Here is a 25,607-nt window from a genome sequence, read left to right on the forward strand (position 1 = left end):
ATGGTCATGGCTGAACATGGTGCACTGGCAACACTCAAAGATCTCGCCGAAAAAGAGGTGGATGACGCGGCGCTGCTGTTAGGTGAAATGCGCCGCGGTTTTCAGCAGGCGGAAGAACAGCTCACGATGCTGCTTGACTACCAGAATGAATATCGCAGCAACCTCAACAACGATATGAGTCAGGGGATTGCCAGTAATCGCTGGATTAACTATCAGCAATTTATTCAGACCCTGGAAAAAGCGGTGGAACAACACCGCCAGCAGTTAACGCAGTGGACGCAAAAAGTAGATATGGCGCTGAACAGCTGGCGTGAAAAAAAACAACGGCTTCAGGCCTGGCAAACCTTACAAGACAGACAGAACGCGGCGGCCTTACTGGCTGAAAACCGCCTGGATCAGAAAAAAATGGATGAATTTGCGCAGCGTGCAGCAATGAGGAAACCAGAATGATCACTTTACCCCAACGGGTCACCACGGACACTGACCTTATTACCGGCTTGTCGTCCGGTAAGGCGACGGATTCCGCCCAGGATTTTCTGACCCTGCTGGCAGGCGCATTAGGCGCAGGCGACGCACAGAGTAAAGACGCGCCGCTGACGTTAGCCGATTTACATGCCGCCAGCGGCAAACTGCAAAAAGGACTGCTGGCACAGGACGGTGACGCTTCGCAGACCGTGAAACTGGCCGACCTGTTAGCGGCCAAAGAAGGACAGTCTGAAGAGTTGCAAAAAGGACTGAGCGATGCGCAGGCCCTGCTGTCCGCCCTGACACCCACACAAAAGAGCAGTGCGCTCGCGGCCCTGCGCCAGTCCGCGCAGAAAGATGAAGGTGCCACGGCTCTCAGCGATGACGATCTCGCCAACCTCAGCGCTCTTTTCGCCATGCTGCCGGGTCAACCGGGAATGACGACACCGCCGGTAACTACCGGTGAAAAAGGGCGTGTGCTGAGCACCACGTTGAGCACCGATCCACGTTCGCTCGCGCAGGCCGCGACCAGTCCGTTGACCCATGACGATGCGAAAAAAAGCAAAATGGACAATGCCACGCCGGTGATCGCTGCGGAAAGCGCTAAAGGTCAGCCGGTCACTACGCCTGTGGTGGCTGCCGCTGCCGTCAACGCGGAGATCGACAGTACGCCTTCACCCGTGACGCCAGGCATCGCGATAACCACAACCCCGCATTCCGCCTCACAGCCGCTGCCCACCAGCGCCGCACCGGTTCTGAGCGCACCGTTGGGTAGCCATGAGTGGCAGCAATCCCTGAGTCAACACATCACGCTGTTTACCCGTCAGGGTCAGCAGAGCGCGGAACTGCGTCTGCATCCGGAAGATCTGGGTCAGGTACAAATCTCGCTTAAACTTGATGATAACCAGGCACAATTGCAGATGGTCTCAGCCCATAGTCACGTTCGCGCGGCGCTGGAAGCCGCCCTGCCGACGCTGCGCACGCAACTGGCGGAAAGTGGCATTCAACTGGGACAAAGCAGCATTAGCAGCGAGAGTTTCGCCGACCAGCAGCACGCCTCATCCCAACAGCAGCAGACGGCTCGCACGCAGGGACAGGATCGGCTCATGGTTGATGACGAGAGCGAGCTGGCGGTTCCCGCTTCGCTCCAGTCCGCCGCACGCGGTAATGGCGCCGTCGATATCTTCGCCTAACGCCAGAGGTAGCACGATTATCCGCGTCTTTTCCACGCTTTGCCGTGGTCAGGACACGGGATAATCAGCCGATAAGCTGTACCGAAACAGGAAGCCCGTATCAGATGACTGATTCCGCGATTAGCAAAAAGAGCAAACGCTCAATTTGGATCCCGCTGCTGGTAATCATTACCCTTGCCGCCTGCGCCACCGCAGGCTATAGCTACTGGCGTATGCAGCAGCATCCCACTCCGGCGGCCAATGAGCCACCGCCGCCGCCTGCGCCGGTGTTCTTCGCCCTGGATACGTTTACCGTCAATCTGGGCGATGCGGATCGCGTTCTGTATATCGGCGTGACGCTGCGTCTGAAGGATGAAGCCACGCGCACGCGCCTGAACGAATATTTGCCAGAAGTCCGTAGCCGTCTGCTGTTGCTGTTCTCTCGTCAGGACGCCAACGCACTGTCTACCGAAGAAGGTAAGCAAAAATTGATCGCGGCGATTAAAGAGACGCTTTCCCCTCCGCTCGTTGCCGGACAACCCAAACAGGACGTCACCGACGTGCTGTATACAGCTTTCATTCTGCGGTAAAGACATGGGCGACAGTATTCTTTCTCAGGCTGAAATCGATGCGCTGTTGAATGGCGACAGCGACACGAAAGACGAGCCGACTCCGGGTATCGCGGGCGAAAGCGAAATTCGCCCGTACGATCCCAATACCCAGCGTCGCGTAGTGCGCGAGCGTCTGCAGGCGCTGGAGATCATCAACGAACGTTTTGCCCGTCAGTTCCGGATGGGGTTGTTTAACCTGTTGCGTCGTAGTCCGGATATCACCGTCGGCGCGATCCGCATTCAGCCGTATCACGAGTTTGCTCGTAACCTGCCGGTACCGACCAACCTGAACCTGATCCACCTGAAGCCGCTGCGCGGTACGGGTCTGGTAGTGTTCTCGCCGAGCCTGGTGTTTATCGCCGTCGACAACCTGTTTGGCGGTGATGGCCGCTTCCCGACGAAAGTGGAAGGCCGCGAGTTTACCCACACCGAACAGCGCGTCATCAACCGCATGCTGAAACTGGCGCTGGAAGGTTATAGCGACGCCTGGAAGGCGATCAATCCGCTGGAAGTGGAATACGTGCGTTCTGAAATGCAGGTGAAGTTTACCAACATCACCACGTCACCGAACGATATCGTGGTCAATACCCCTTTCCATGTCGAGATTGGCAACCTGACCGGTGAGTTCAACATCTGTTTGCCGTTCAGCATGATTGAACCGCTGCGCGAACTGCTGGTGAACCCGCCGCTGGAAAACTCCCGCAATGAAGATCAGAACTGGCGCGACAATCTGGTGCGTCAGGTTCAACACTCCGAGCTGGAGCTGGTGGCGAACTTTGCCGATATTCCGCTGCGCCTTTCTCAGATATTAAAACTGCAACCCGGCGATGTGCTGCCAATAGAAAAACCAGACCGCATTATTGCTCATGTGGACGGTGTACCTGTACTGACAAGCCAATACGGCACGGTTAACGGCCAGTATGCGTTACGCGTGGAACATTTGATTAACCCGATTTTGAATTCGCTGAATGAGGAACAGCCCAAATGAGTGACATGAATAATCCGTCTGATGAGAACACTGGCGCATTGGACGATCTGTGGGCTGACGCGTTGAACGAGCAAAAAACCACGACCAGCAAAAGTGCGGCCGACGCCGTTTTCCAGCAGCTTGGCGGTGGCGATGTCAGCGGCACGCTACAGGATATCGATCTGATCATGGATATTCCGGTCAAACTGACCGTCGAATTGGGCCGCACGCGGATGACCATTAAAGAGCTGCTGCGCCTGACGCAGGGTTCCGTGGTGGCGCTGGACGGCCTGGCGGGTGAACCGCTGGATATCCTGATCAACGGCTATCTGATCGCCCAGGGTGAAGTGGTGGTCGTGGCCGATAAATACGGTGTACGCATTACCGACATCATCACCCCGTCCGAGCGTATGCGTCGTCTGAGTCGTTAATCATGAAAACCCAGGCCACCGTTCAACAGCCTTCTGCCATACCGGGCTCGCCTTTGATGCAGGTAAGCGGCGCGCTGTTGGGGATCATCCTGTTGATCCTGGTAGCCGCCTGGGTAATCAAGCGCCTGGGTTTTGCGCCGAAAGGCGGCAGTACGCGCGGCCTGAAAGTCTCCGCCAGTACCTCATTGGGTCCGCGCGAGCGGGTGGTGATTGTGGATGTTGAGGATGCACGGCTGGTGCTTGGCGTCACGGCGTCAACCATCAATGTGCTGCATACCCTCCCCCCAGCCCCTGTCGTGCCAGAAGAGACGCCGTCTGCTCCTGCCGATTTTCAGGCCATGATGAAGAGTTTGCTTAAGCGTTCCGGGAGATCCTGATGCGCCGTTTGTTATCCCTTACGCTGACCGGTCTATGGCTAATCAGCCCCGCCGCGCTGGCGCAACTTCCTGGACTGGTGAGCCAACCGCTGCCCGGCGGCGGACAAAGCTGGTCGCTCCCCGTACAGACGCTGGTCTTCATCACCTCGCTGACCTTTATTCCGGCTATTTTGCTGATGATGACCAGCTTCACCCGCATCATCATCGTCTTCGGTCTGTTGCGTAATGCGCTCGGTACACCGTCCGCACCGCCAAACCAGGTGCTGCTGGGACTGGCGCTGTTCCTGACCTTTTTCATCATGTCGCCGGTCATCGACAAGATTTATGTTGAGGCCTATCAACCGTTCAGCGAAGAGAAAATCTCGATGCAGGAAGCGCTGGACAAAGGCGCACAGCCGCTACGTGAATTTATGCTGCGCCAGACCCGCGAAGCCGATCTGGCCCTGTTCGCCCGTCTGGCAAACAGCGGTCCGCTTCAGGGGCCAGAAGCGGTACCGATGCGCATTTTGCTTCCCGCCTATGTGACCAGCGAGCTGAAAACCGCGTTCCAGATCGGCTTTACGATTTTCATTCCTTTCCTGATTATCGACCTGGTGATCGCCAGCGTGCTGATGGCGCTGGGGATGATGATGGTTCCCCCGGCAACCATTGCCCTCCCGTTCAAACTGATGTTGTTCGTGCTGGTTGATGGCTGGCAACTGCTGGTGGGTTCGCTTGCACAAAGTTTCTACAGTTAGAGGCGAAAAATGACACCCGAATCGGTCATGATGATTGGCACCGAGGCCATGAAAGTTGCCCTGGCGCTTGCCGCCCCCCTGCTGCTGGTCGCGCTGGTGACGGGGCTTATCATCAGTATTTTACAGGCCGCCACACAGATTAACGAAATGACACTGTCGTTTATCCCGAAAATCGTGGCGGTGTTTACGGCGATTATCGTGGCCGGTCCGTGGATGCTGAATTTGCTGCTGGATTACGTGCGCACGCTGTTCACCAACCTGCCATACATCATCGGGTAAGACGACGGATGTTGCAGGTAACCAGCGATCAATGGCTGCAGTGGCTGAGCCTCTATTTCTGGCCGCTGCTGCGCGTACTGGCGCTGATTACTACCGCTCCGATCCTCAGGGAACGTGCCGTCCCCAAACGGGTGAAACTGGGGTTGGGGATCATCATTACCCTCGTCATTGCCCCTTCGTTGCCGCCTAACGACGTGCCGATTTTTTCGTTTAATGCGCTATGGCTGGCGATGCAGCAAATTCTGATCGGCATCGCGCTCGGCTTTACCATGCAGTTTGCCTTTGCGGCGGTGCGTACAGCGGGTGAGATTATCGGTCTGCAGATGGGGCTTTCCTTTGCCACCTTTGTCGATCCGGCAAGCCATCTGAATATGCCGGTGCTTGCCAGAATCATTGATATGCTGGCGATGCTGCTGTTCCTGACCTTTGACGGTCATCTGTGGCTGATTTCGCTGTTGGTCGACACGTTCCACACCCTGCCCATTGGCGGTAATCCGGTGAACAGCAACGCGTTTCTGGCGCTGGCCAGAGCGGGCAGCCTGATCTTCCTCAACGGGTTGATGCTGGCGCTGCCGGTCATCACCATGCTGCTAACGCTGAACCTGGCACTGGGATTACTAAATCGTATGGCTCCGCAATTATCCGTATTTGTGATTGGTTTTCCGCTTACCCTGACCGTGGGCATCGCGTTAATCGCGGCATTAATGCCGTTGATTGCGCCGTTTTGTGAACACCTATTTAGCGAAATTTTCAATTTATTAGCTGATATTGTTAGTGAATTGCCCGTTAATAATAGTCCATAATGTTTATCTTGTTATTCTAAGGATTATCCTAAAGTCATTCAGTAAAAACATCTACCAGGATAACTCTCACGCGCTTTATTTGTTTTTATCTCACTCACATAACGCAACATTTACTTTACTTTAAGACAATTCCAGGCAAATTATACGTAACTTTACGGGATAGTAAGTCCGCCTGAAAACCGCAAACGCGTCTCATTAGGTGAAGCATTCGGTTCCGTTAAGTTGTGTGAGATATTCGGGTAAGGGGAATTATCGTTACGCATTGAGTGAGGGTAAGCCATGTCAACGATTATTATGGATCTATGCAGTTACACCCGGCTAGGTTTGACCGGGTATCTGGTAAGCAGAGGGGTGAAAAAAAGGGAAATCAACGACATCGAGACCGTTGACGAACTCGACATCGCTTGTGATACACACCAACCTTCTGTGGTGTTTATTAATGAAGACTGTTTTATCCATGACCCAGCCAACAGTCAGCATATAAAGCAAATCATTAATCAGCATCCCAATACGTTATTTATTGTTTTTATGGCAATTGCCAATGTGCATTTTGATGAATATCTGTTAGTCAGAAAAAACTTATTGATCAGTTCAAAATCAATAAAGCCAAAATCACTGGACGATCTCCTTGGCGATATTCTGAAAAAAGAGACGGATTCCGCCAGTGTAATAAATTTACCGACGTTATCATTAAGTCGTACTGAGTCCAGCATGCTGCGCATGTGGATGGAAGGCCAGGGAACAATTCAAATTTCGGATCAAATGAATATCAAGGCAAAAACGGTGTCATCCCATAAGGGGAATATAAAACGAAAGATAAAGACGCATAACAAACAGGTTATCTATCATGTCGTCAGACTAACCGATAACGTGACCAACGGTATCTTTGTTAACATGCGATGAGACGTCCCGACTGGTGGATGTCCCACCAGCCGGGTTTACATCGGCTGTCGCAATCCTACTCCGCCTTCTCCACAAAGATACCATCCTGATGCCCTGACTCATTAAAGAACCAGATGCCGAGCGGGTAGTCTTCCAGCGAAACCAGGTACATTGTGCCTTCACTAAACTCTTCCACTGCCAGTACCACGCCAGGACGACGAGAACCGCCGTCCGTTTTGACTGTGACCCGATCATTCACCTTCATCATTATCCTCCTGTGGCTTTGTGCCAGTGTAGAACAAAAACCGCTGCCTGACAGCGTCTGAGCGGTTCGATTGCGGGTTTTCTCAACGGTCTATACTTAGACTTTGGCACGGTGAATGACGAGGTTGAAATGAAGACCGCGAAAGAGTACAGCGATACCGCAAAACGTGAAGTCAGCGTCGATGTTGACGCGTTGCTGGCGGCGATTAATGAAATCAGCGAGAGTGAGATCCATCGTAGCGGAAACGACCCGGACAGAGTCAGTGTGGATGGCCGTGAGTATCATACATGGCATGAATTGGCCGAGGCGTTTGAGCTCGACATCCATGATTTTAGCGTGACAGAAATTAATCGATGAGCTGCAGCGAAAAAAATCCCGACCTTGACGGGTCGGGATGAAACTTGCTTATGCAAGAAGCACTTGAAAATTCGTTACACCAGGAAATCTGATGTACGCTAAACCTTATCCGCAATTTTTTTGCATGACAAGCAAATATTTTTCAGACAAATGATTAATCCTTCTAATGGTTGGGGCGGACCGGCTGCCAGCGCGCCTGATGACGGGATCGATCCCATTCCCCCTTCAGGCCAAACACCCTGTTTTTAGGATTTATCCAGAATACGGCGGCCCACGTGACAGGAATAAAAATGCTTTCACTCGACGCTCCACTGCTGATTTTTACCGATCTGGATGGCACGCTGCTGGACAGTCACACTTATGACTGGCAGCCTGCCGCCGCCTGGCTCGCCCGACTGCGTGAGAAAAATATTCCGCTGATCCTGTGCAGCAGCAAAACGGCGGCGGAAATGCTGCACATCCAGAAGTTACTCGGCTTACAGGGATTGCCGCTGATTGCTGAGAATGGCGCCGTGGTTGAACTGGACAGCCGTTGGCAGACGCATCCTGACTTCCCGCGACAGATAGCCGGTGCTTCACATGCTGAAATTAGCGCCGTGATTAACAAACTTCGTACCCGATCCTCGTTTAAATTTACGACGTTTGATGATGTCGATGAATCCACCATCGCCGAGTGGACTGGCCTGACACATGCCCAGGCCAGCTTAACGCGCCTGCATGAAGCCTCAGTCACGCTGATCTGGCGCGACAGCGATGAGCGAATGGCCGACTTCACCCGACAGCTAAACGACCTGGGATTACAGTTTGTCCATGGCGCTCGCTTCTGGCATGTCCTGGATGCCAGCGCTGGAAAAGATCAGGCTGCAAACGGGCTGATTGCCCAATATCAGCAACAGGGGAAGCGACGTCCGGTCACCGTCGGACTGGGCGACGGCCCGAATGACGCGCCACTGCTGGAGGCGATGGATTACGCCGTCATCGTGAAAGGCTTAAGTCGCGAAGGGGTAATTTTACGCCCCGACAGCACCGTGCAGGTTTACCGCACGCAGCGAGAGGGACCGGAAGGCTGGGACGAAGGCATGACCCATTTTTTCGCCACGCCTTAGCCTTTATCCGAGACACAGACCCGGTTACGGCCTGCCTGTTTTGCCAGGTAGAGTCTACGGTCCGCCAGTGACTGGAGCTGCTCAAAATCATAGTCTCCGGTCTCCTGGGTACTGCTCACCCCGAGTGAGGCGCTAATCCACAACGTGGCACTTTTCGCCACCAGAATCTCTTTCTCATTCAGCCGCAGGCGGATGCGCTCAGCTATCTGCTCCGCCTGCGCCAGAGACGTTTCCGGCAGGACCACACAGAACTCCTCCCCGCCGACTCGTCCCGCAACATCATAAGTACGCAATGTCCCGCTGATTAAGCCTGCGGCATGCGTTAACACCCGATCCCCGGCCTGGTGACCAAAGCGATCATTAATACTTTTGAAGTGGTCCAGATCGATCTGAATAACCGACAGCGGTTGTTTTTGCGTTCGGCAACGCTGAGTCAAGTGCTTAGCTTTTTCAAACAGCGCGCCGCGGTTATACAAGCGGGTCAGCGTATCGTGCCAGGCCTGCCACTGGAGTGAACTTTGCAGCACAAACATATTGCTGACCATTTGACGGATGACCACCCAGGAGATGATCAGCATCGCGGTGAACAGCGCCCACAGTAACGCCAGCGCAATACTGATGCTGCCGAAATCGCCGTGTACCCCTTCGCTTAAGGTATGTACCCGCACCAGTACGCCATCGAAATGATCCAGACGTTGCCAACTGATGTAGCGGCTCCCCATGCGCAAACCGCCTACGGTATCCTGTTCGATATCGTGCGCGAGCATCGCCAGTTCGCGCTCATCAAAGGTGTTCGCGTTTCTCAATTCCGCCGAGGAACCGGCCAGCAGCTTCAGTTTGCTGTCATAGAGTTGATACACCCCCTCCACGTCCTTATCGATGGCTTCATCCATAAACCGTTCGACTGCCGACACGGGGATGGTCATCGCCAGCACGCCAAGCCAGTAAAAGTGATAATCCAGCGGTACGCTAACGGTCACGCGCTGCTGCTCGTAAGAGAGATCGGGTGACGGCGTGGTGAACCAGCGTACGCCGCGCATGCGGTTTTTTCGCTGCGACTGCTCGGTAAACCAGGGTTGGATCACGTAGTCGTAATATCGGGTAGTAATATCGCTGGACAGCGATGTCGGTAACGTGGAGACGTAAAAGCCCGCGCGCGAGACATACATCGCCTGTTGCGACATCGATGTACGGATGATCGCTAAACGCAACAAATAGCCCACTTCCAGCGCGGCGGTCAGCTCGTTATTCAGCGATTGATCGTCACGCGAGAGCAACTGAGTTTGACTTACAAACGCATCAGAAACGCCATTCAGCGGCAGCGTCCGTCGCTTATCCAGCTCAAGTTGCCAGACGCGTGAATGACGCAACTGCTCAAAATGGGTAACCGCATCTCTTAAGACCGAAAACCCCAGCGGGGTGATCAGCGCCTCATGCATCCCGTCACGCAGAAACAGCAGCTTATCCACATTGAATTGCAACTGCTTGTCGAGCGAGTTGGCGACATTTTCCAGATGATTACGCTGGCTGGAGATATAGGCGTCTTCCAGGACGACCACTTCCCGCCAGGTCAGAAGAGTCGAAAAAAACATGACAATCAGAAAGCAGAGATTCACGACGTGGCCAGGGCCGAGTCGCCGCGCCAACGTTTTCAGCCAGCCCCCGTTTTCCATCGTTGCTTCGTGCGGCACTCTGCCCACTCCCTACTCGCTGTTGCTTTCCTAATCCTGGCATAACGCAGTACGTTACGTATTGTTGCCGCCACGCATTTTTTAAGAAAACGCCCGACATCCGCCGGGCGTTTTGTCATCAGGCTTCATCACACCGTCTACAGGTAGCGCCAGCGACGAGTTCATACTCATGGAATGCCTCTCGCTTGACGCCAAACCCATCATACCACCGACACTCCACCATACCGCTGGAATAGCCGGTGACAATCATACGCGGACCGCCCTCTTTCACAGTCACTTCCTCACTGACCAAAAAAACCATGTTACCTCCTGTATCCAGTGAACGTTTTCACCTTAGACGAGGATGTCCGGTTTTGCCTCATTCTGAGGAAGACTTTTAGTGCGCAACCCCGCGCATTCTGGCAACGGCTTTCACCAGCAGCACAACGATGGCACCGATGATAAACCCCAATACCAGATTCAGCAGCGTCGGTAAAATCAACGCCACCACGGCATTTTGCTGCTGGGCAAACTGTTCAATGGCATGATGCAACGGCGCAATACCGTGTACCACAATTCCCCCGCCCACCAGGAACATGGCCAGCGTACCCACCACCGACAGTGATTTCATCAGCCACGGCGCGACAACCAGCAGCCCTTTCCCTAATGTCTGCGCCAGCACGCTGGTTTTTTCTGCCAGCCAGTACCCCATATCATCCAGCTTAACGATGAGACCAACCAGGCCATAAACGCCAATGGTCACCACCAGCGCGATGCCTGACAAAACCAGCACCTGGTTGAGCAACGGCGCCTCGGCCACAATCCCGAGCGTAATCGCCACGATCTCTGCTGAAAGAATAAAGTCGGTTCGCACTGCGCCTTTGATTTTATCTTTCTCAAACGCCAGCGGATCCTGCGCCGCCAGCGCTTCCAGCCGCCGCTGTCGCTCAGCCGGATCTTCTTTGTGTTTTCGCGATTCGAAGGTGTGCAGGACTTTCTCCACGCCCTCAAAACAGAGGAAGGCGCCGCCAATCATCAACAACGGCGTAATCGCCCAGGGAATAAAGGCGCTGATGAGCAGCGCCAGCGGCACCAGGATCACTTTGTTAACCAGCGAGCCTTTCGCAACGCTCCAGACCACCGGCAACTCGCGGTTTGCTCTTACCCCCGTCACCTGCTGCGCGTTAAGCGACAGGTCATCCCCCAGTACACCAGCGGTTTTCTTCGCGGCCAGTTTGCCCATCATCGAGATGTCATCCAACAGCGTGGCGATATCATCGAGTAAGGTCAGTAAGCTACTTCCTGCCAAAATTATTCCCTCATTTTTTTATTCTTGAAGCGTTAAGTATGGAGTAAAACACGCGAGGCCGAAACTGGTGTTATTCGTCAACATTTTTTTAACAAAACGCATGAATTATATCGCTCGCCAGCCTGATAGTTTTCGCGTTTACTATGTCGCTTGTTAGCGTTTTTCACGTGAGGGATTATGCGTTTCAGGCAGTTGTTACCGCTTTTCAGCGCGCTGTTCGCGCTGTATATCATCTGGGGTTCCACCTATTTCGTCATCCGTATCGGTGTGGAAAGTTGGCCGCCGCTGATGATGGCTGGCGTGCGCTTTCTCGCCGCCGGGGGACTGTTAACCGCCTTTTTACTACTGCGCGGCCATAAACTGCCGCCGCTTCGTCCTCTGCTTAACGCGGCGCTGATTGGTATTTTACTGCTGGCCGTCGGCAACGGTCTGGTTACCGTGGCGGAGCATCAAAACGTCCCTTCCGGGATCGCGGCGGTCGTGGTGGCGACGGTGCCGCTATTCACTCTGTGCTTTAGCCATTTCTTTGGCATTAAAACCCGCAGGCTCGAATGGCTGGGGATTGCGATTGGGCTGGCGGGGATCGTGATGCTCAACAGCGGTGGTAATCTGAGCGGCAATCCGTGGGGGGCGATATTAATTCTGATCGGTTCGATCAGTTGGGCGTTTGGCTCCGTCTACGGTTCGCGTATTACGCTACCGGTGGGGATGATGGCCGGCGCAATAGAGATGCTCGCCGCCGGGATCGTACTGATGTGTGCCTCACTGCTCAGCGGTGAAAAACTGACCGCGCTGCCGTCGCTGTCAGGCTTGCTGGCGGTCGGCTACCTGGCGTTGTTTGGTTCCATCATTGCCATCAATGCCTATATGTATTTGATCCGTAACGTCAGCCCCGCGCTGGCAACCAGTTATGCCTATGTGAATCCGGTCGTTGCGGTGTTACTGGGGACGGGACTGGGAGGTGAACGTCTGGCGCCGATTGAATGGCTGGCGCTGGGGGTCATTGTCTTTGCGGTCGTTCTGGTCACGTTGGGGAAATACCTTTTCCCGGCCAAACCGATGCCTGACGCGGTGGAAAACAAAAAAACGTTACAGTAAATGCATCCCCTGAGTGTCGATCTGCGCGGGCGCGCCGCCGCCGCAGATCCACTCTTCAAGACGTTCTGACAGCGCAGCGTCGCTAAGCTTTTCCCGTCCGCGTAGCGCACATTCCCAGACGATCAGCACCCGCCAGCCCAGTTCCTGTAAATGCTGGATATCGCGGCGATCGCGCGCCACGTTTTTACCAATCTTATCCAGCCAGAAATCGGTGCGCGTCGCGGGCACTTTGAACAGATAACAGTGATGGTGGTGCCAGAAACAGCCGTGGGTAAAAATGACACAGCGATACTCATCCACCACAAAATCAGGACGACCGGGTAGTGAAGCATCCTGAACGCGATAGTCGAGCCCCTGCTCCGTCAGCAGCCCCGCCAGTCGTTTTTCGATAGCCGTATCGCGGGTTGCAATGGCCCGCATGTTTTTACTGCGCGTTGCCTTATCGTGAACGTCCGCCATGAGCGCTCTCTTGCTGCCGTAACGCGACCGCCGCATTAATGTTCTCTTCCAGCAATTTCGCCACGGCGGCGAACGCGGGCACGACCACCGAGTTTCCAAACTGGCGATAGGCCTGGGTGTCAGAAACAGGGATACGGAACTGGTATCCCTGCGGCGACTCGAAGCCCATTAGTCGTGCGCACTCTCTCGGCGTCAGGCGACGTGGACGATGCTGTTGATTTTGCGGATCGTCGAAATTCACTTCCCCGGTGGCGAAATCCCAACCGCGGTCGATCAGAATTTCAGCACCATCTTTGTAATAGCGCGCGGAAAGCGTTCGCGTCACGCTATTCGGATTCGCGGGATCGACCATGCCGTAGCCAAAACCGTTACCTTTCGCCTGATGTTTTTTCGCGTAGCGGTAGAGATATTTCCACAGTACAGGCGTCAACACATATTTGGCTTCAACCACTGGTTCCAGTAATTCCTCCAGCGTCGTCCGCCGCGGCGGGTAACGCGTGCTGATGTTACGCAGGGTAAAATCGCGCTTCAGGTTCAGATCGCGACGAAACCCGACCAGCACGATGCGTTCCCGGTGCTGCGGCAAAAAATGTTTGCCGTCGATGATTTTCGGATCGTCCGGGCCATTATCCTCTGCATCGGCAACGTCGTAACCCAGAGCGTCCAGCGTCTGCATAATAATGCGGAACGTTTTGCCCTGATCGTGGCTCTTCAGGTTTTTCACGTTTTCCAGAACAAAAATCGGTGGACGGCGGGCATCGATGATTCGCACAACGTCAAAGAACAGTGTTCCCTGAGTATCGCAGGCAAAACCGTGGGCGCGTCCCAGCGCATTTTTCTTCGACACCCCGGCAAGGGAAAACGGCTGGCACGGAAAGCCTGCCAGCAGGACATCATGTTGCGGCACATGCTGACGAATATGATCCGCCGCCTGACTGTCGCTGACACCTTCGCGATGGCTGAGCGTGATGTCGCGAATGTCTTCATTAAAGTGGTGGCTGGCCGGGTCGCAGTAATAGTTAGCTTTATAGGTACGCACCGCATGTTTGTTCCACTCGCTGGTAAACACACACTGCCCGCCTATCGCCTCAAATCCGCGACGAATACCGCCAATACCGGCAAAGAGATCGATAAAGCGGAAGGCATAGTGCGGATGGTGCGCTGGCGGCGTGGGCAACAGGGTACGCAAAAACCCCGACTCTCGTTCGCTTAATCGGTGCCAGGCGGAGGCATTCGCCACCACGCGCTTTAAAATGGCCGGACTCCAGTGGTTCTCGCCGATTCCATTCAGATGAGCCACCAGCGTTTTAACATCATAAATTTCCAACAATTTCGCCAATAACGCCTGCGGAACGTCTGCATTGCTGTCTGTTGCGGGAACCAGCGAACCTGTTACTGAAAGATTTTGCTGCATATCGTTAACCGACCAAAAAAGAGTGGCGTCAGGTTAACATAAAATTGACCTCACGAGTGGCTGGGACTAAACGTGCGGATCACCGCCGGATCGACAGATTCGTACTCCCCTTTTAGCTCCGCGCTCAGTTTTGCCATGTAGTTCACCAGGAAGCCGGCATTATGCCGGGCCAGTTCCCGGCCACGCTCGGTTTGCATGGTGTCGGGCAACGCCAGTAATTTGGTCTGGAAGTGATCAAGGGCAAACTGTTTATCGTTGAGCGCTCGCCGCTCGGCGAAGGGGTCTTCGCCATCAAAAAGCGCCACGCCTAACGCGCCGGAAACGGCAAAAACACGCGCCAACCCAATCGCGCCCAGCGCTTCAAGCCTGTCGGCATCCTGAACAATTTTCGCTTCCAACGTGAGGGGGGCAATATTTGCGCTAAAACTGTGGGCTTCAATCGCATGGCAAACCGAGGCCAGTTGCGACTCGGGGAAAGCGGGAAAATCACGGATGAGGATACGGCGGGTTTCTGCCGCCGCCAGGACCGACGAGCGATGACGATCCGGATGATTTTTGGCAAGGCTGACAATGTCATGAAAATAACACGCGGTCAGCACGACCAGCTCATCGACCGTCTGTCCCTCCATCAACTGTCGGGATGTCGCCCAGACGCGGCGGAAGTGAAAAATATCATGCGCGGCGTCCTGCCGGGTGTGATGATGGCAAAGCCATGCTTCAAATTGTGATTGCCAGTGCTGAAGATCCACAGTGCCTCCCGTACGTTAAGAAAGGCTACAGTAGCAAGTTTCTCCGGCAGCTTCACGTTGGCTGACGACGCGGGCGCGTATACCAGGCGATGCCGCCAAGAATCAGCCCCACCAGCCCAAGTACCAGAAACCCCAGCAAAGCCCCCATCCATTTTCCGCTGGTTGAGCCAAGCGAACTTTCAAATCCGGCAACCGGAATTGACTGGATGTGGCTGATCACCCAGGCATAACGAAGCATGGCCCAGACAAAATAGACGCAGAAAGCGTAAAACACCCACAATGCCAGTTTACCGCCCAGACTCCGCGTTGCTCTTTCTTCCATACTGCTCAAAGGAAACTCCATTTTTGTGACGTAACTCGAGAGATTTTTTTGCTCTTTTTTTGTGATTATAGTCACATTTTTCTGTTCTGTGCGTCACAATATAGTCACGAATCATTGATTTTGCAGATGTATTGATCCAGGGCAATTTTAGTTATGTCACAAAACACTCTGTTATTTCCATTTATTTTCAAAAATATCCAGACTCCTGTTTATTTACTCATATCATAAACAAATAAAACGCCAACCCATGAATCTGGTTTTTGTTTTATATTAATCATGGCACTATAAACGTGTTATTAGCCTTTTTATCATTTAATCATTTTTTTATAACCGGCATTTATGCCGGTTTTTTTTAATTATCACACTCGGCAAATGGGTACGATTGTCATCTGGAAAACATCCAAGTCATCAATATCAAAACAAAAAGCATAAATACTTGATATTAAACCATAAAGATCATGAATTTGTTTTATATTTATCATACAATATGAATTATAAATACCCATATTGAAACATTTAGAAATATTTAAAATACAATTGTTACATGTTATTTTTAAAATAAAATGAACTCCTGGAATAGTATCCAGACGTGCTCTTCTGGAAAGCAGCACTTATTCATGAAGATTATTATCATAAGGGAATACATAATGAAAAGAAAAGTATTGGCAATGCTCGTTCCAGCATTATTGATTGCTGGCGCAGCCCATTCTGCTGAAGTCTATAATAAAGACGGCAATAAACTGGACCTCTATGGGAAAGTGGATGGACTGCACTACTTCTCAGACAACACTGACAGTGATGGCGACATGTCCTATGTGCGTCTGGGCTTCAAGGGTGAAACCCAGATCATGGATCAACTGACTGGTTACGGTCAGTGGGAATATAACATTAACGCAAGCGGTACCGAAGGTGACAAAGGCGATTCCGCAACGCGTCTGGGCTTCGCGGGTTTAGGTTTCGGTCAGAATGGTACCTTCGACTATGGTCGTAACTACGGCGTGGTTTATGACGTCGAAGCGTGGACTGATATGCTGCCGGAATTTGGTGGTGACTCCTACACCCAGACCGACGTCTATATGCTGGGTCGTACTAACGGCGTAGCCACCTACCGTAACAAAGGCTTTTTTGGTCAGGTTGATGGCCTGAACTTCGCGCTGCAGTATCAGGGCAACAATGAAGGCGCAAGTTTTGGCCAGGAAGGCTCGGGCAATAGCACAAATCGTAAACTGGCCCAGGAAAACGGCGACGGTTTCGGTATGTCCACCTCTTATGACTTTGACTTCGGTTTAAGCCTGGGTGCTGCCTATTCTTCATCTGACCGCACGGATGATCAGGTTTCTCGCGGATATGGCGATCGTTCTCGTGCCAACAACTACGCCGGTGGTGAAACAGCTGAAGCCTGGACCATTGGCGCGAAATATGACGCGAACAATATCTATCTGGCCACGATGTATGCCGAAACTCGCAATATGACCTATTACGGCGGCGGTAAAGGTGAAACCAATGGCGGTATTGCCAACCAGACCAAAAACTTTGAAGCGGTTGCACAGTACCAGTTCGATTTCGGTCTGCGCCCTTCTATCGCCTACCTGGTATCTAAAGGGAAGGAACTGGGTGGTCAGGATCATGATGGTGATGGTAACCCACGTTACACCGACAAAGATCTGGTGAAATACGTTGATGTAGGTATGACTTACTACTTCAACAAAAACATGTCCACCTACGTTGATTACAAAATCAACCTGCTGGATAACGATGACCACTTCTATGCAGACAATGGCATCGCGACCGATGACATCGTTGCTGTGGGCTTGGTGTATCAGTTCTAATCGCCAGAATAATTCCAGGCCCGCTTCCGGCGGGCTTTTTTGTGCCTGAAATGTCACTCAGTATTGAGCTTGTCGCCATTTTCCCGCATCCAGTCAGCCAGAGGCGCCAGTGCACCATGCATGGTCAATCCCAATGGCGTTATCTGATACTCAACGCGCGGTGGAATTTCCGGATAAACTGTACGTGACACCAGTCCGCGTAACTCAAATAAACGCAGCTGTTTTGTCAGCTCTTTTTGCGTAATGGGGGCTGCAGCCCGCAATAACTCGCCGAAACGCACCGGGGCATTCAGTACGATCAGACGGTACAAAATCGGTATTGCCCACTTTCCGGAGACCAGACTGACGAAGCGAGTCATCGGACAGGGTTGATGCTGAAAATTTTTCTCCGTTACACCGTCGGCTGATTCCGCCATAGCACACCTCTTGCCTCTTTAGTATCCATTTGGTACCTGGTTTCCTTTAGATACTAACGTTTCTATAGTGCATTCTCCAGAGACAATTCAGGAGAAGTAAAATGGGTCGCTTAACAGGTAAATATACGCTCATTACAGGCGGGACCAGTGGTATTGGTCTGGCAACTGCGCAGGAGTTTATTGCCGAAGGCGCGCATGTCGCTGTCACAGGGCGCAATCCCGGCACGCTCGCTCAAGCCCAACGCATTCTGGGTGACAGCGCATGGGTGATTGCCACCGATGCCGGGGATATTCAGGCACAAAAAGGGCTGGCAGAAACCCTCGCTTCGCGTTGGCCGGGGCTGGATGCCGTTTTCGTCAATGCGGGTGACGTCACGCACGGACTGATCGAAGAGTGGGATGAGGCAAAGTGGGACCGCCTGATGCAAATCAATCTAAAGGGGCCTTTCTTTTTGCTGCAGGCACTGCTGCCACTTCTGAATAATCCCTCTTCCGTGATCCTTTGCGGCTCGGTCAGCGCGCATATTGGTCTGCCAACCAGCAGCGTTTACGCCGCCAGTAAGGCCGGATTATTATCGCTCGCACGCACACTGTCGGCAGAACTCTTACCCCGAGGAATACGCGTTAATGGCTTAAGTCCAGGCCCAGTTGCCACACCCGCGCTCAATAAGCTGGGACTTAGTGAAGAAGCGCAGCGCACGCTGCAAAGTGACATTGCCAGCTTGGTGCCTCTGGGACGCATGGGTACGCCAACGGAACTGGCGAAGGCCGCGCTCTATCTGGCATCTGATGAGTCGGGTTATACCGTAGGTACGGAACTACTGGTAGATGGTGGAACCGGCAATCTGTGATTCCAGGCTTCCTGGCTGTTCGTGATCGTCATTGAAAATGTGACGAACATAATGGCGCTGAAGGGAACTTCGGCGTTATATCTCTGTTCGTTTTTCTCAACGGGACGTGTGTCACTGACAACAGGAAGGGTAAGTGTTTGAATAGTGGCGGAGAGAGGGGGATTTGAACCCCCGGTAGAGTTGCCCCTACTCCGGTTTTCGAGACCGGTCCGTTCAGCCGCTCCGGCATCTCTCCGTTTTGATGGTTGCCATCATGCCAGGTAATTTGGCATTTTAACAGACCCTGTCCCTTCAATTTTGTTCAAGTGACGAGTTTGCGAGCAAATCGATGATTAAGTGGCCCTGGAAAGCACAAGACACCGCACAAAATGAGTCTGCTCAGTGGGAGGAAGCCCTTGCAATCCCCCTGCTTGTGACCCTGACCGCGCAAGAACAAGCCAGACTCATTGCGCTGGCAGAGCGATTCCTGCAACAAAAAAGGCTGGTCGCCCTTCAGGGTTTCGAACTCGACTCGCTGAAAAGCGCGCGCATCGCCCTGCTTTTCTGTCTGCCGGTTCTGGAACTGGGTATCGAATGGCTGGATGGCTTCCATGAAGTGCTGATCTACCCTGCGCCCTTTGTCGTCGATGACGAATGGGAAGATGATATTGGTCTGGTCCACAACCAGCGCGTTGTTCAGTCCGGACAAAGCTGGCAGCAAGGACCAATCATCCTGAACTGGCTGGATATTCAGGACTCCTTCGACGCCTCCGGGTTTAACCTGATTATTCATGAAGTTGCCCATAAGCTGGACATGCGTAATGGCGATCGCGCCAGCGGCATCCCGCTGATTCCTCTGCGGGAAGTCGCCAGTTGGGAGCATGACCTGCACGCCGCAATGAACAATATTCAGGATGAAATTGATCTGGTGGGTGAAACGGCATCGAGCATTGATGCCTATGCGGCGAGCGATCCGGCGGAATGTTTTGCGGTCCTGTCAGAATATTTCTTCAGCGCCCCGGAACTCTTTGCGCCACGGTTCCCCGCGCTGTGGCAACGTTTCTGCCAGTTCTATCAGCAGGACCCTCTGCAACGCCTTCGTGATAACGAAGACGATGACCCATTTGACCCTGCGCAGGTTCACTGATCCTCCATTTTGGGGATTAATTAACCACTTGAAAAAGCGTGCTAATTTTACTGTTGACACGCCGTAGCGAGGTCAGTATTATGCGCCTCGTTCACACGATTCCTCTGTAGTTCAGTCGGTAGAACGGCGGACTGTTAATCCGTATGTCACTGGTTCGAGTCCAGTCAGAGGAGCCAAATTTAAAAAGCCCGCTTTTTAGCGGGCTTTTTGCTTTATATCTGATAATCAATCGCCACGTCATCAGGGTCCATCACCTGCCGCTTGATATCCTCCACGGACAATCCCGCATTACACAGTTCGATAAATCGCCAGACGTAGTTGCGCTGGAGTTGCCCGCGCTTCAGTCCTAGCCAGACAGTATTGGCGTCAAACAGATGCCGGGTATCCAGTCGCGTCAGCGCCCCCTCTTCCTGTTCACCGCTGGACTGTTCCGCCACCAGACCAATCCCAAGTCCTAACGCGACATAGGTTTTAATCACATCGGAATCCTGCGCGCTGAGAACAATATCCGGCAGCAGACCTTTACGGGCAAAAGCTTCATCAATGCGGGAACGCCCGGTGATCCCTTGCCGATAAGTGATCAGCGGCCAGTGGGCGATCGACTCCAGCGTAAGCGGCGAAACCAGGGTCAACGGATGATTATTCGGCACTAACAGGCTGTGATGCCAGCGGAACCAGGGGAAAGCAACCAAAAGGGGATCGTTGCTCAGCCGTTCGCTGGCAATACCAATATCCGCTCCGCCATTTTGTAATAACGTCTCTATTTCCTGCGGCGTTCCCTGAATTAATTCCAGACGAACTTCCGGGAATAATTCGCGGAAGGCTTTGATCACCCCCGGCAGACTGTATCGCGCTTGCGTATGCGTCGTGGCGATAGTTAACACGCCCGAGGTGTCATTAGTGAACAAATCCGCCAGTCGGCGTACGTTACTGGCTTCATTTAAAATGCGCTCGGCGATAACCAATAACGCCTTACCTGGCTCGGTCATGCCAAGCAGACGCTTGCCCCGACGGATAAATATCTCGATCCCAAGCTCATCTTCTAACTCGCGAATATGCCGACTCACCCCTGACTGTGAGGTAAAGAGCATATTGGCGACTTCCGTCAGGTTGTAATCCTGACGGGCTGCCTCACGGATAATTTTTAGCTGCTGGAAATTCACTTGTTGCTCCGGATACATCAGACATGCCGCTATTGTTAAAGTCAGATGTCCGGCATAACAAATAATAAAAACCTGCATCTTATTCCGTCATGGAATAACGTTTAGCTGACCAACTGCAACTCGCGGTTATCCAGTGCCGGACTGCTCACCAGCGACATCAGGATCTCTTTCACCGCCTGTGCTTGCGGTGACAAACTCCCTCTTGCTGACATATTCAGCGACAGCGACAGATTCATCGACGGCGAAGTAATGCGTGCCATCCAGCCATTTGCCGCACCACACAGAGAACGCGCGGCGGATTCCGGTAGCACCGTCACGCCCATGCCGCTGGCAATCGCGGCGGTCAGCGTGGCTATCGACTCAATCTCGCCGATGACTTTCGCCGTTAAACGCCGCAGTGAGAAGGCTTCATCAACCCGCAACCGGACTGCGCTGTAGTCACGAGGGAGAAAAAGATTCATCTGTGCAACAGCGGTAAGGTCTATGCTCTGCCCCGGGCAATCGCGGGTACCAACAAGGAAGAGGTCTTCTTTGAGCAGAGGTTGGCTGGTAATGCCTGCCTGCGGAGAACGCTCGTAGAGCACCGCCATATCCAGGTGACCACTCAATAATTTATCGTTCAGTACGGCCCCACTGTTTTCATGCAGATACACCAGTACCTCGGGCAGTTCTGCGCGCACCGCCTGTAGCAGCGGCATGGTGACCGACGACGCAGCAGTGCCCGGTGCAAGACCGATCGACACCTGTCCCGTTAAGGTTTGCCCAACATTACAGACAGCTAACTGCGCCTGTTCACACTGACGAAGGATCGTCCGCGCATGGGTGTAGAGGATTTTTCCCGCTTCAGTCGGCGTCACCCCTCGTTTAGTGCGAATGAGCAATTGCTGATTGAGCTCGCCTTCAAGAGTGGCAACCTGCTGACTCAGCGCGGGCTGTGCGATATGCAATACTTCAGCGGCCTGTGTCAGGCTACCAATATCGACAATTTTCACGAAATATTTCAATCGTCTGAAGTTCATTTTGCCTCCTGTCCGGAATGCCAGAACCCATGCTGGCAGTGATGTCAGGAGAGAATTGCAAGATGCTTGCCAGTTTCGGATAAGAGGAGGAATTGGTGTTAAATCGCCGTAAAATAAGCATTTATGATTGTTATCGGTAATATCGATTCTCGTCAGCGGTTTCCGATCTGCCCCATCCGGGGTAGACACGCACCAGAATGGGGCAAAGCCCACCGGAGACCGAAAGTTCACCGCTTTGCTGGTTTTGTCAGCAAACAGACGCACAATCGCATTTCCCCCTTTGACAACCCCAATCGTCGTCGCTAATATGCGCCTCGTTCACACGATTCCTCTGTAGTTCAGTCGGTAGAACGGCGGACTGTTAATCCGTATGTCACTGGTTCGAGTCCAGTCAGAGGAGCCAAATTTTGAAGAGCCCGCTTTTTAGCGGGCTTTTTGCTTTTTCGGACGCCATATCCGCTTCATTTTCCTGTTCTGCCCTTTGTGGATTAAAAATCGTTTTCTCTTCCTGTCTGTCGCGGTAGTCTCATAACAACCACTTATAGGTTGGCCGCAATGTGTGTGACTCTTATTCCCATACTAATAATAAAATCAGTACAGACAGGATTACTATGGATTCCACCCTCATCTCCACCCCCTCCGTAGAGGAAACCCCATCGCTTAATCGCGCCAGACGTGCCGCGCTGGGCAGCTTTGCCGGTGCCGTCGTCGACTGGTACGATTTTCTGCTTTATGGCATTACCGCCGCACTGGTCTTTAACCGTGAGTTTTTCCCGCAGGTCAGCCCGGCAATGGGTACGCTTGCCGCATTTGCCACCTTTGGTGTCGGTTTCCTGTTCCGTCCGCTGGGCGGCGTGATCTTCGGCCACTTCGGCGATCGCTTAGGCCGTAAGCGGATGCTGATGCTCACCGTCTGGATGATGGGTATTGCCACAGCATTGATTGGCATTCTTCCTTCATTCGCCGCTATTGGTTGGTGGGCGCCGGTACTGTTAGTACTGCTGCGCGCGATTCAGGGATTTGCGGTCGGCGGTGAATGGGGCGGTGCCGCATTACTCTCCGTAGAAAGCGCGCCAGAAAACAAAAAAGCGTTCTATAGCAGTGGTGTACAAGTGGGCTACGGCGTCGGTCTGCTGCTTTCCACAGGTCTTGTGTCATTGATCAGTTATCTGACGACCGACGAGCAGTTCCTGAGCTGGGGCTGGCGTATTCCGTTCCTGTTCAGCATCGTCCTGGTGCTTGGTGCGTTATGGGTGCGAAACGGGATGGAAGAGTCAGCAGAATTTGAACAGCAGAAACAGCAGGCGCCTGAAGAGAAAAAGCGCCTGCCGGTGATGGAAGCGCTCGTACGCCATCCGGGTGCCTTTTTAAAGATTATTGCGCTCCGTCTGTGCGAACTGCTGACTATGTACATCGTTACCGCATTCGCCCTGAATTACTCAACGCAAAACCTCGGCCTGCCGCGTGAGCTCTTTCTGAATATCGGCCTGTTGGTCGGTGGGTTAAGCTGCCTGACCATCCCCTGCTTTGCCTGGCTGGCAGACCGCTTTGGCCGTCGGCGCGTCTATATTACCGGTGCGTTGATTGGCACGCTAAGCGCATTTCCGTTCTTTATGGCTCTCGAATCACAGTCGATTTTCTGGATTGTGTTCTTCTCGATCATGCTTGCTAACATTGCTCATGACATGGTGGTCTGTGTGCAGCAACCGATGTTCACCGGCATGTTCGGTGCAGGATATCGCTACAGTGGGGCTGGCGTGGGTTATCAGGTTGCCAGCGTGGTGGGCGGCGGATTCACCCCCTTCATCGCCGCGGCGCTGGTTACCTTCTCCGGTGGCGACTGGCACAGCGTGGCTATATACCTGCTGGCAGGCTGCCTGATTTCGGCCGCCACCGCATTGCTGATGAAAGATAAGCAACACGCCTGAGTTCTCTGCGAGGGCCATTCGGCTCTCGCCTCTTCTCTAAAACTCTGACTTTTGTTTCACATTCCGGTGACATACTATCGGGTGAGCAGTACACCTGTAGAACAAGGAGACACAGATGAAGAGTAAGGGCTCCAGCCTGACGCCTGCACAAGCGCTGGAAAAACTTGATGCACTCTACGAGCAGTCGGTTCAGGCGCTACGCAGTGCCATTGGCACGTACATTGAAACGGGGGAACTTCCCGATCTCACCGCCCGGAGTAAAGGTCTTTTTGTTTATCCATCGCTTTCTGTTACCTGGGATGGCAATGCCACCAATCCCCCGAAAACCCGTGCTTATGGGCGTTTTACTCATGCAGGTTGCTATACCACGACCATCACTCGTCCGGGACTGTTCCGCCCCTATCTGGAAGAACAGCTCACGCTGTTGTATCAGGACTACGACGCGCAGATCACCGTCGAGCCATCACAGCATGAGATCCCCTATCCGTACGTGATTGACGGTTCTGAGCTCACACTTGACCGCTCAATGAGCGCTGGGCTAACCCGCCATTTCCCAACCACCGAACTGGCGCAAATTGGTGATGAAACCGCAGATGGCATCTATCATCCCGTCGAGTATTCTCCCCTGTCGCACTTTGACGCACGACGGGTCGATTTCTCACTCGCCCGGTTACGTCACTATACCGGCACGCCGGTGGAACATTTTCAGCCGTTCGTGTTGTTCACCAACTACACCCGCTATGTGGATGAGTTTGTGCGCTGGGGATGCAGTCAAATTCTCGATCCGGACAGCCCATATATTGCGCTTTCCTGCGCCGGAGGCATCTGGATCACCGCTGAAACGGAAGCGCCCGAAGAAGCCATTTCCGATCTGGCCTGGAAGAAACACCAGATGCCCGCCTGGCATCTGATCACTGCCGACGGTCAGGGGATCACGCTGGTAAATATTGGCGTAGGCCCGTCTAACGCCAAAACAATTTGCGACCATCTGGCGGTTCTGCGCCCTGATGTCTGGTTGATGATTGGTCACTGCGGCGGCCTGCGTGAAAGCCAGGCGATTGGCGATTATGTGCTTGCCCATGCCTATCTGCGAGATGATCAGGTGCTGGATGCGGTACTGCCGCCGGATATCCCGATTCCTAGCATTGCAGAGGTACAGCGCGCCCTGTATGACGCAACGAAGATGGTCAGCGGCATGCCCGGTGAAGAAGTCAAACAACGTCTGCGTACCGGAACGGTGGTGACCACCTCCGATCGCAACTGGGAATTGCGTTACTCCGCCTCTGCGCTACGTTTTAACCTGAGTCGCGCCGTGGCAATTGATATGGAAAGCGCCACCATCGCCGCACAAGGTTACCGTTTCCGAGTGCCCTATGGCACCTTGTTGTGCGTTTCGGATAAACCGCTGCACGGTGAGATCAAACTGCCCGGTCAGGCAAACCGTTTCTACGAGGGGGCCATTTCCGAACACCTGCAGATTGGTATTCGCGCCATTGACCTGCTGCGTGCTGAAGGCGACCGTCTGCACTCCCGCAAACTGCGCACCTTCAACGAGCCACCATTCCGTTAAGAAGAACCAGAGGCAGAAAGCAAAAAGCCCGCTAAAAAGCGGGCTTCTTAAATTTGGCTCCTCTGACTGGACTCGAACCAGTGACATACGGATTAACAGTCCGCCGTTCTACCGACTGAACTACAGAGGAATCGTTGTGGAGGCTTATCTTAGCGGCGAAAAATCTTTTGTCAAACCCCATTTCAGACATGCACGGTTAATTGGCGCTTCTCTCAACAATTTGTTGCAATTG

General features: G+C 53.2%; 29 protein-coding genes and 4 tRNA genes. 20 read left to right on the top strand and 13 right to left on the bottom strand.

Translation table 11 applies throughout. The features are described from left to right. Window positions 1–6 precede the first annotated feature (6 nt). The 10 genes from fliJ (at window position 7) to rcsA (ending at window position 6,745) form a co-directional block, all read left to right on the top strand. Window positions 7–450 carry a flagellar export protein FliJ gene (gene fliJ, locus HVX64_RS14120; protein WP_043001895.1) on the top strand — a complete coding sequence of 148 codons (444 nt, stop codon included), beginning with the start codon at window positions 7–9 and terminating at the stop codon, window positions 448–450. Next, window positions 447–1,658 carry a flagellar hook length control protein FliK gene (fliK, locus tag HVX64_RS14125; RefSeq protein ID WP_044257595.1) on the top strand — a complete coding sequence of 404 codons (1,212 nt, stop codon included), beginning with the start codon at window positions 447–449 and terminating at the stop codon, window positions 1,656–1,658. The genes fliJ and fliK overlap by 4 nt, the downstream gene beginning before the upstream one ends. A 104-nt stretch (window positions 1,659–1,762) precedes the next feature. Further along, the gene (gene fliL, locus HVX64_RS14130) at window positions 1,763–2,227 is read left to right on the top strand and encodes a flagellar basal body-associated protein FliL (RefSeq protein ID WP_043000286.1); all 465 of its coding nucleotides are present in this window, start codon (window positions 1,763–1,765) and stop codon (window positions 2,225–2,227) included. 4 nt (window positions 2,228–2,231) lie between these two features. Then, window positions 2,232–3,236, top strand: a complete 1,005-nt coding sequence (fliM, locus tag HVX64_RS14135) for a flagellar motor switch protein FliM (RefSeq protein ID WP_042318275.1) — start codon at window positions 2,232–2,234, stop codon at window positions 3,234–3,236. Continuing rightward, on the top strand, window positions 3,233–3,646 hold the full coding sequence (gene fliN / locus HVX64_RS14140) for a flagellar motor switch protein FliN (protein ID WP_042318274.1): 414 nt from the start codon (window positions 3,233–3,235) through the stop codon (window positions 3,644–3,646). Before fliM ends, fliN begins: the two co-directional genes overlap by 4 nt. Next, the gene (gene fliO / locus HVX64_RS14145; protein ID WP_082010086.1) at window positions 3,646–4,023 is read left to right on the top strand and encodes a flagellar biosynthetic protein FliO; all 378 of its coding nucleotides are present in this window, start codon (window positions 3,646–3,648) and stop codon (window positions 4,021–4,023) included. The genes fliN and fliO overlap by 1 nt, the downstream gene beginning before the upstream one ends. Continuing rightward, window positions 4,023–4,760 carry a flagellar type III secretion system pore protein FliP gene (gene fliP / locus HVX64_RS14150; RefSeq protein ID WP_043000284.1) on the top strand — a complete coding sequence of 246 codons (738 nt, stop codon included), beginning with the start codon at window positions 4,023–4,025 and terminating at the stop codon, window positions 4,758–4,760. Before fliO ends, fliP begins: the two co-directional genes overlap by 1 nt. Before the next feature lie 9 nt (window positions 4,761–4,769). Further along, window positions 4,770–5,039 carry a flagellar biosynthesis protein FliQ gene (gene fliQ / locus HVX64_RS14155; RefSeq protein WP_044257593.1) on the top strand — a complete coding sequence of 90 codons (270 nt, stop codon included), beginning with the start codon at window positions 4,770–4,772 and terminating at the stop codon, window positions 5,037–5,039. A gap of 8 nt (window positions 5,040–5,047) precedes the next feature. Beyond that, window positions 5,048–5,842 (top strand): flagellar biosynthetic protein FliR, encoded by a 795-nt coding sequence (fliR, locus tag HVX64_RS14160; RefSeq protein WP_181825037.1) that lies wholly within the window; start codon window positions 5,048–5,050, stop codon window positions 5,840–5,842. Window positions 5,843–6,121: 279 nt separating this feature from the next. Then, window positions 6,122–6,745 carry a transcriptional regulator RcsA gene (gene rcsA / locus HVX64_RS14165; protein ID WP_044257592.1) on the top strand — a complete coding sequence of 208 codons (624 nt, stop codon included), beginning with the start codon at window positions 6,122–6,124 and terminating at the stop codon, window positions 6,743–6,745. Between the two features lie 55 nt (window positions 6,746–6,800). Here the strand turns inward: rcsA and dsrB are convergent, their stop codons facing one another. After that, window positions 6,801–6,989: a protein DsrB gene (gene dsrB, locus HVX64_RS14170; RefSeq protein WP_042318262.1), complete on the bottom strand. Its 189-nt coding sequence runs from the start codon at window positions 6,987–6,989 to the stop codon at window positions 6,801–6,803. 129 nt (window positions 6,990–7,118) lie between these two features. Between dsrB and yodD the strand changes: the two genes are divergently transcribed. Both yodD and HVX64_RS14180 read left to right on the top strand, forming a co-directional pair. Continuing rightward, complete coding sequence (gene yodD / locus HVX64_RS14175; RefSeq protein WP_042318260.1) at window positions 7,119–7,346, top strand: YodD family peroxide/acid resistance protein; 228 nt, start codon at window positions 7,119–7,121, stop codon at window positions 7,344–7,346. 290 nt (window positions 7,347–7,636) lie between these two features. Beyond that, entirely contained in the window at window positions 7,637–8,452 is an 816-nt protein-coding gene (locus HVX64_RS14180; RefSeq protein ID WP_044257591.1) for a mannosyl-3-phosphoglycerate phosphatase-related protein, read from the top strand. Here HVX64_RS14180 and dgcQ read toward each other — a convergent pair. The 3 genes from dgcQ to HVX64_RS14195 all read right to left on the bottom strand — a co-directional run bounded on the left by dgcQ (window position 8,449) and on the right by HVX64_RS14195 (window position 11,437). Beyond that, window positions 8,449–10,143, bottom strand: a complete 1,695-nt coding sequence (gene dgcQ / locus HVX64_RS14185) for a cellulose biosynthesis regulator diguanylate cyclase DgcQ (RefSeq protein WP_043000279.1) — start codon at window positions 10,141–10,143, stop codon at window positions 8,449–8,451. The two genes, HVX64_RS14180 and dgcQ, sit on opposite strands and share 4 nt — an antisense overlap. 118 nt (window positions 10,144–10,261) lie before the next feature. Further along, window positions 10,262–10,444, bottom strand: coding sequence for a DUF2158 domain-containing protein (locus HVX64_RS14190; protein ID WP_043000278.1), 183 nt, complete (start codon window positions 10,442–10,444; stop codon window positions 10,262–10,264). Between the two features lie 75 nt (window positions 10,445–10,519). Further along, window positions 10,520–11,437, bottom strand: coding sequence for a DUF808 domain-containing protein (locus HVX64_RS14195; protein WP_090049404.1), 918 nt, complete (start codon window positions 11,435–11,437; stop codon window positions 10,520–10,522). Window positions 11,438–11,608: 171 nt separating this feature from the next. Between HVX64_RS14195 and yedA the strand changes: the two genes are divergently transcribed. Beyond that, window positions 11,609–12,529, top strand: coding sequence for a drug/metabolite exporter YedA (gene yedA, locus HVX64_RS14200; protein WP_044257589.1), 921 nt, complete (start codon window positions 11,609–11,611; stop codon window positions 12,527–12,529). Here yedA and HVX64_RS14205 read toward each other — a convergent pair. From HVX64_RS14205 to drpB, 4 genes are read right to left on the bottom strand one after another with little or no spacing between them, the layout of a single operon-like run. Continuing rightward, window positions 12,521–12,988, bottom strand: a complete 468-nt coding sequence (locus tag HVX64_RS14205) for a very short patch repair endonuclease (protein ID WP_044257588.1) — start codon at window positions 12,986–12,988, stop codon at window positions 12,521–12,523. The genes yedA and HVX64_RS14205 overlap by 9 nt on opposite strands. Beyond that, a complete protein-coding gene (locus tag HVX64_RS14210; RefSeq protein ID WP_181825038.1) occupies window positions 12,969–14,402 on the bottom strand; it encodes a DNA cytosine methyltransferase in 1,434 nt (477 codons plus the stop codon). The genes HVX64_RS14205 and HVX64_RS14210 overlap by 20 nt, the downstream gene beginning before the upstream one ends. A 50-nt stretch (window positions 14,403–14,452) precedes the next feature. Beyond that, a complete protein-coding gene (locus tag HVX64_RS14215; protein WP_044257586.1) occupies window positions 14,453–15,151 on the bottom strand; it encodes a phosphohydrolase in 699 nt (232 codons plus the stop codon). Between the two features lie 52 nt (window positions 15,152–15,203). Then, complete coding sequence (drpB, locus tag HVX64_RS14220) at window positions 15,204–15,473, bottom strand: cell division protein DrpB (RefSeq protein WP_072200637.1); 270 nt, start codon at window positions 15,471–15,473, stop codon at window positions 15,204–15,206. Window positions 15,474–16,120: 647 nt separating this feature from the next. Here drpB and ompC point away from each other — a divergent pair. After that, complete coding sequence (gene ompC, locus HVX64_RS14225; RefSeq protein ID WP_044257584.1) at window positions 16,121–17,302, top strand: porin OmpC; 1,182 nt, start codon at window positions 16,121–16,123, stop codon at window positions 17,300–17,302. 53 nt (window positions 17,303–17,355) lie between these two features. Here ompC and HVX64_RS14230 read toward each other — a convergent pair whose 3' ends face one another. Further along, window positions 17,356–17,718 (bottom strand): helix-turn-helix domain-containing protein, encoded by a 363-nt coding sequence (locus HVX64_RS14230; RefSeq protein WP_044257583.1) that lies wholly within the window; start codon window positions 17,716–17,718, stop codon window positions 17,356–17,358. A gap of 101 nt (window positions 17,719–17,819) precedes the next feature. Here HVX64_RS14230 and HVX64_RS14235 point away from each other — a divergent pair, with 101 nt between their 5' ends. Next, window positions 17,820–18,569 carry an SDR family oxidoreductase gene (locus HVX64_RS14235; protein ID WP_044257582.1) on the top strand — a complete coding sequence of 250 codons (750 nt, stop codon included), beginning with the start codon at window positions 17,820–17,822 and terminating at the stop codon, window positions 18,567–18,569. A gap of 145 nt (window positions 18,570–18,714) precedes the next feature. Here the strand turns inward: HVX64_RS14235 and HVX64_RS14240 are convergent. Then, window positions 18,715–18,804, bottom strand: a tRNA-Ser gene (locus HVX64_RS14240). Window positions 18,805–18,897: 93 nt separating this feature from the next. On the opposite strand from HVX64_RS14240, the gene mtfA reads away from it, so the two are divergent. Continuing rightward, on the top strand, window positions 18,898–19,695 hold the full coding sequence (mtfA, locus tag HVX64_RS14245; protein WP_043000268.1) for a DgsA anti-repressor MtfA: 798 nt from the start codon (window positions 18,898–18,900) through the stop codon (window positions 19,693–19,695). 100 nt (window positions 19,696–19,795) lie between these two features. Next, window positions 19,796–19,871 (top strand) — tRNA-Asn (locus HVX64_RS14250). Between the two features lie 36 nt (window positions 19,872–19,907). On the opposite strand, the gene cbl is transcribed toward HVX64_RS14250, so the two are convergent. Both cbl and nac read right to left on the bottom strand, forming a co-directional pair. After that, complete coding sequence (gene cbl / locus HVX64_RS14255) at window positions 19,908–20,858, bottom strand: HTH-type transcriptional regulator Cbl (protein ID WP_044257800.1); 951 nt, start codon at window positions 20,856–20,858, stop codon at window positions 19,908–19,910. Window positions 20,859–20,959: 101 nt separating this feature from the next. Next, window positions 20,960–21,877, bottom strand: coding sequence for a nitrogen assimilation transcriptional regulator NAC (gene nac / locus HVX64_RS14260; protein WP_044257581.1), 918 nt, complete (start codon window positions 21,875–21,877; stop codon window positions 20,960–20,962). A 327-nt stretch (window positions 21,878–22,204) separates the two neighbouring features. Here nac and HVX64_RS14265 point away from each other — a divergent pair. The 3 genes from HVX64_RS14265 (at window position 22,205) to HVX64_RS14275 (ending at window position 25,375) form a co-directional block, all read left to right on the top strand. Then, a tRNA-Asn gene (locus HVX64_RS14265) sits at window positions 22,205–22,280 on the top strand. Window positions 22,281–22,488: 208 nt separating this feature from the next. Beyond that, window positions 22,489–23,805, top strand: coding sequence for a shikimate transporter (gene shiA / locus HVX64_RS14270; protein ID WP_044257580.1), 1,317 nt, complete (start codon window positions 22,489–22,491; stop codon window positions 23,803–23,805). 115 nt (window positions 23,806–23,920) lie between these two features. Continuing rightward, window positions 23,921–25,375 carry an AMP nucleosidase gene (locus HVX64_RS14275; RefSeq protein WP_044257579.1) on the top strand — a complete coding sequence of 485 codons (1,455 nt, stop codon included), beginning with the start codon at window positions 23,921–23,923 and terminating at the stop codon, window positions 25,373–25,375. Window positions 25,376–25,429: 54 nt separating this feature from the next. On the opposite strand, the gene HVX64_RS14280 is transcribed toward HVX64_RS14275, so the two are convergent. Further along, window positions 25,430–25,505, bottom strand: a tRNA-Asn gene (locus tag HVX64_RS14280). Window positions 25,506–25,607 lie beyond the last annotated feature (102 nt).

Origin of the sequence: Citrobacter sp. RHB20-C16, assembly GCF_013890155.1 — a bacterium.
Taxonomy (GTDB): Bacteria; Pseudomonadota; Gammaproteobacteria; order Enterobacterales; family Enterobacteriaceae; genus Citrobacter_A; species Citrobacter_A amalonaticus.

Bases quoted from the DNA above. Each gene is read 5' to 3' on its own strand.
- fliJ (WP_043001895.1), top strand. From the start codon at position 7: ATGGCTGAACATGGTGCACTGGCAACACTCAAAGATCTCGCCGAAAAA.
- fliK (WP_044257595.1), top strand. From the start codon at position 447: ATGATCACTTTACCCCAACGGGTCACCACGGACACTGACCTTATTACC.
- fliL (WP_043000286.1), top strand. From the start codon at position 1,763: ATGACTGATTCCGCGATTAGCAAAAAGAGCAAACGCTCAATTTGGATC.
- fliM (WP_042318275.1), top strand. From the start codon at position 2,232: ATGGGCGACAGTATTCTTTCTCAGGCTGAAATCGATGCGCTGTTGAAT.
- fliN (WP_042318274.1), top strand. From the start codon at position 3,233: ATGAGTGACATGAATAATCCGTCTGATGAGAACACTGGCGCATTGGAC.
- fliP (WP_043000284.1), top strand. From the start codon at position 4,023: ATGCGCCGTTTGTTATCCCTTACGCTGACCGGTCTATGGCTAATCAGC.
- fliQ (WP_044257593.1), top strand. From the start codon at position 4,770: ATGACACCCGAATCGGTCATGATGATTGGCACCGAGGCCATGAAAGTT.
- fliR (WP_181825037.1), top strand. From the start codon at position 5,048: ATGTTGCAGGTAACCAGCGATCAATGGCTGCAGTGGCTGAGCCTCTAT.
- rcsA (WP_044257592.1), top strand. From the start codon at position 6,122: ATGTCAACGATTATTATGGATCTATGCAGTTACACCCGGCTAGGTTTG.
- dsrB (WP_042318262.1), bottom strand. From the start codon at position 6,989: ATGAAGGTGAATGATCGGGTCACAGTCAAAACGGACGGCGGTTCTCGT.
- yodD (WP_042318260.1), top strand. From the start codon at position 7,119: ATGAAGACCGCGAAAGAGTACAGCGATACCGCAAAACGTGAAGTCAGC.
- HVX64_RS14180 (WP_044257591.1), top strand. From the start codon at position 7,637: ATGCTTTCACTCGACGCTCCACTGCTGATTTTTACCGATCTGGATGGC.
- HVX64_RS14190 (WP_043000278.1), bottom strand. From the start codon at position 10,444: ATGGTTTTTTTGGTCAGTGAGGAAGTGACTGTGAAAGAGGGCGGTCCG.
- yedA (WP_044257589.1), top strand. From the start codon at position 11,609: ATGCGTTTCAGGCAGTTGTTACCGCTTTTCAGCGCGCTGTTCGCGCTG.
- HVX64_RS14205 (WP_044257588.1), bottom strand. From the start codon at position 12,988: ATGGCGGACGTTCACGATAAGGCAACGCGCAGTAAAAACATGCGGGCC.
- HVX64_RS14210 (WP_181825038.1), bottom strand. From the start codon at position 14,402: ATGCAGCAAAATCTTTCAGTAACAGGTTCGCTGGTTCCCGCAACAGAC.
- drpB (WP_072200637.1), bottom strand. From the start codon at position 15,473: ATGGAAGAAAGAGCAACGCGGAGTCTGGGCGGTAAACTGGCATTGTGG.
- ompC (WP_044257584.1), top strand. From the start codon at position 16,121: ATGAAAAGAAAAGTATTGGCAATGCTCGTTCCAGCATTATTGATTGCT.
- HVX64_RS14230 (WP_044257583.1), bottom strand. From the start codon at position 17,718: ATGGCGGAATCAGCCGACGGTGTAACGGAGAAAAATTTTCAGCATCAA.
- HVX64_RS14235 (WP_044257582.1), top strand. From the start codon at position 17,820: ATGGGTCGCTTAACAGGTAAATATACGCTCATTACAGGCGGGACCAGT.
- mtfA (WP_043000268.1), top strand. From the start codon at position 18,898: ATGATTAAGTGGCCCTGGAAAGCACAAGACACCGCACAAAATGAGTCT.
- nac (WP_044257581.1), bottom strand. From the start codon at position 21,877: ATGAACTTCAGACGATTGAAATATTTCGTGAAAATTGTCGATATTGGT.
- shiA (WP_044257580.1), top strand. From the start codon at position 22,489: ATGGATTCCACCCTCATCTCCACCCCCTCCGTAGAGGAAACCCCATCG.
- HVX64_RS14275 (WP_044257579.1), top strand. From the start codon at position 23,921: ATGAAGAGTAAGGGCTCCAGCCTGACGCCTGCACAAGCGCTGGAAAAA.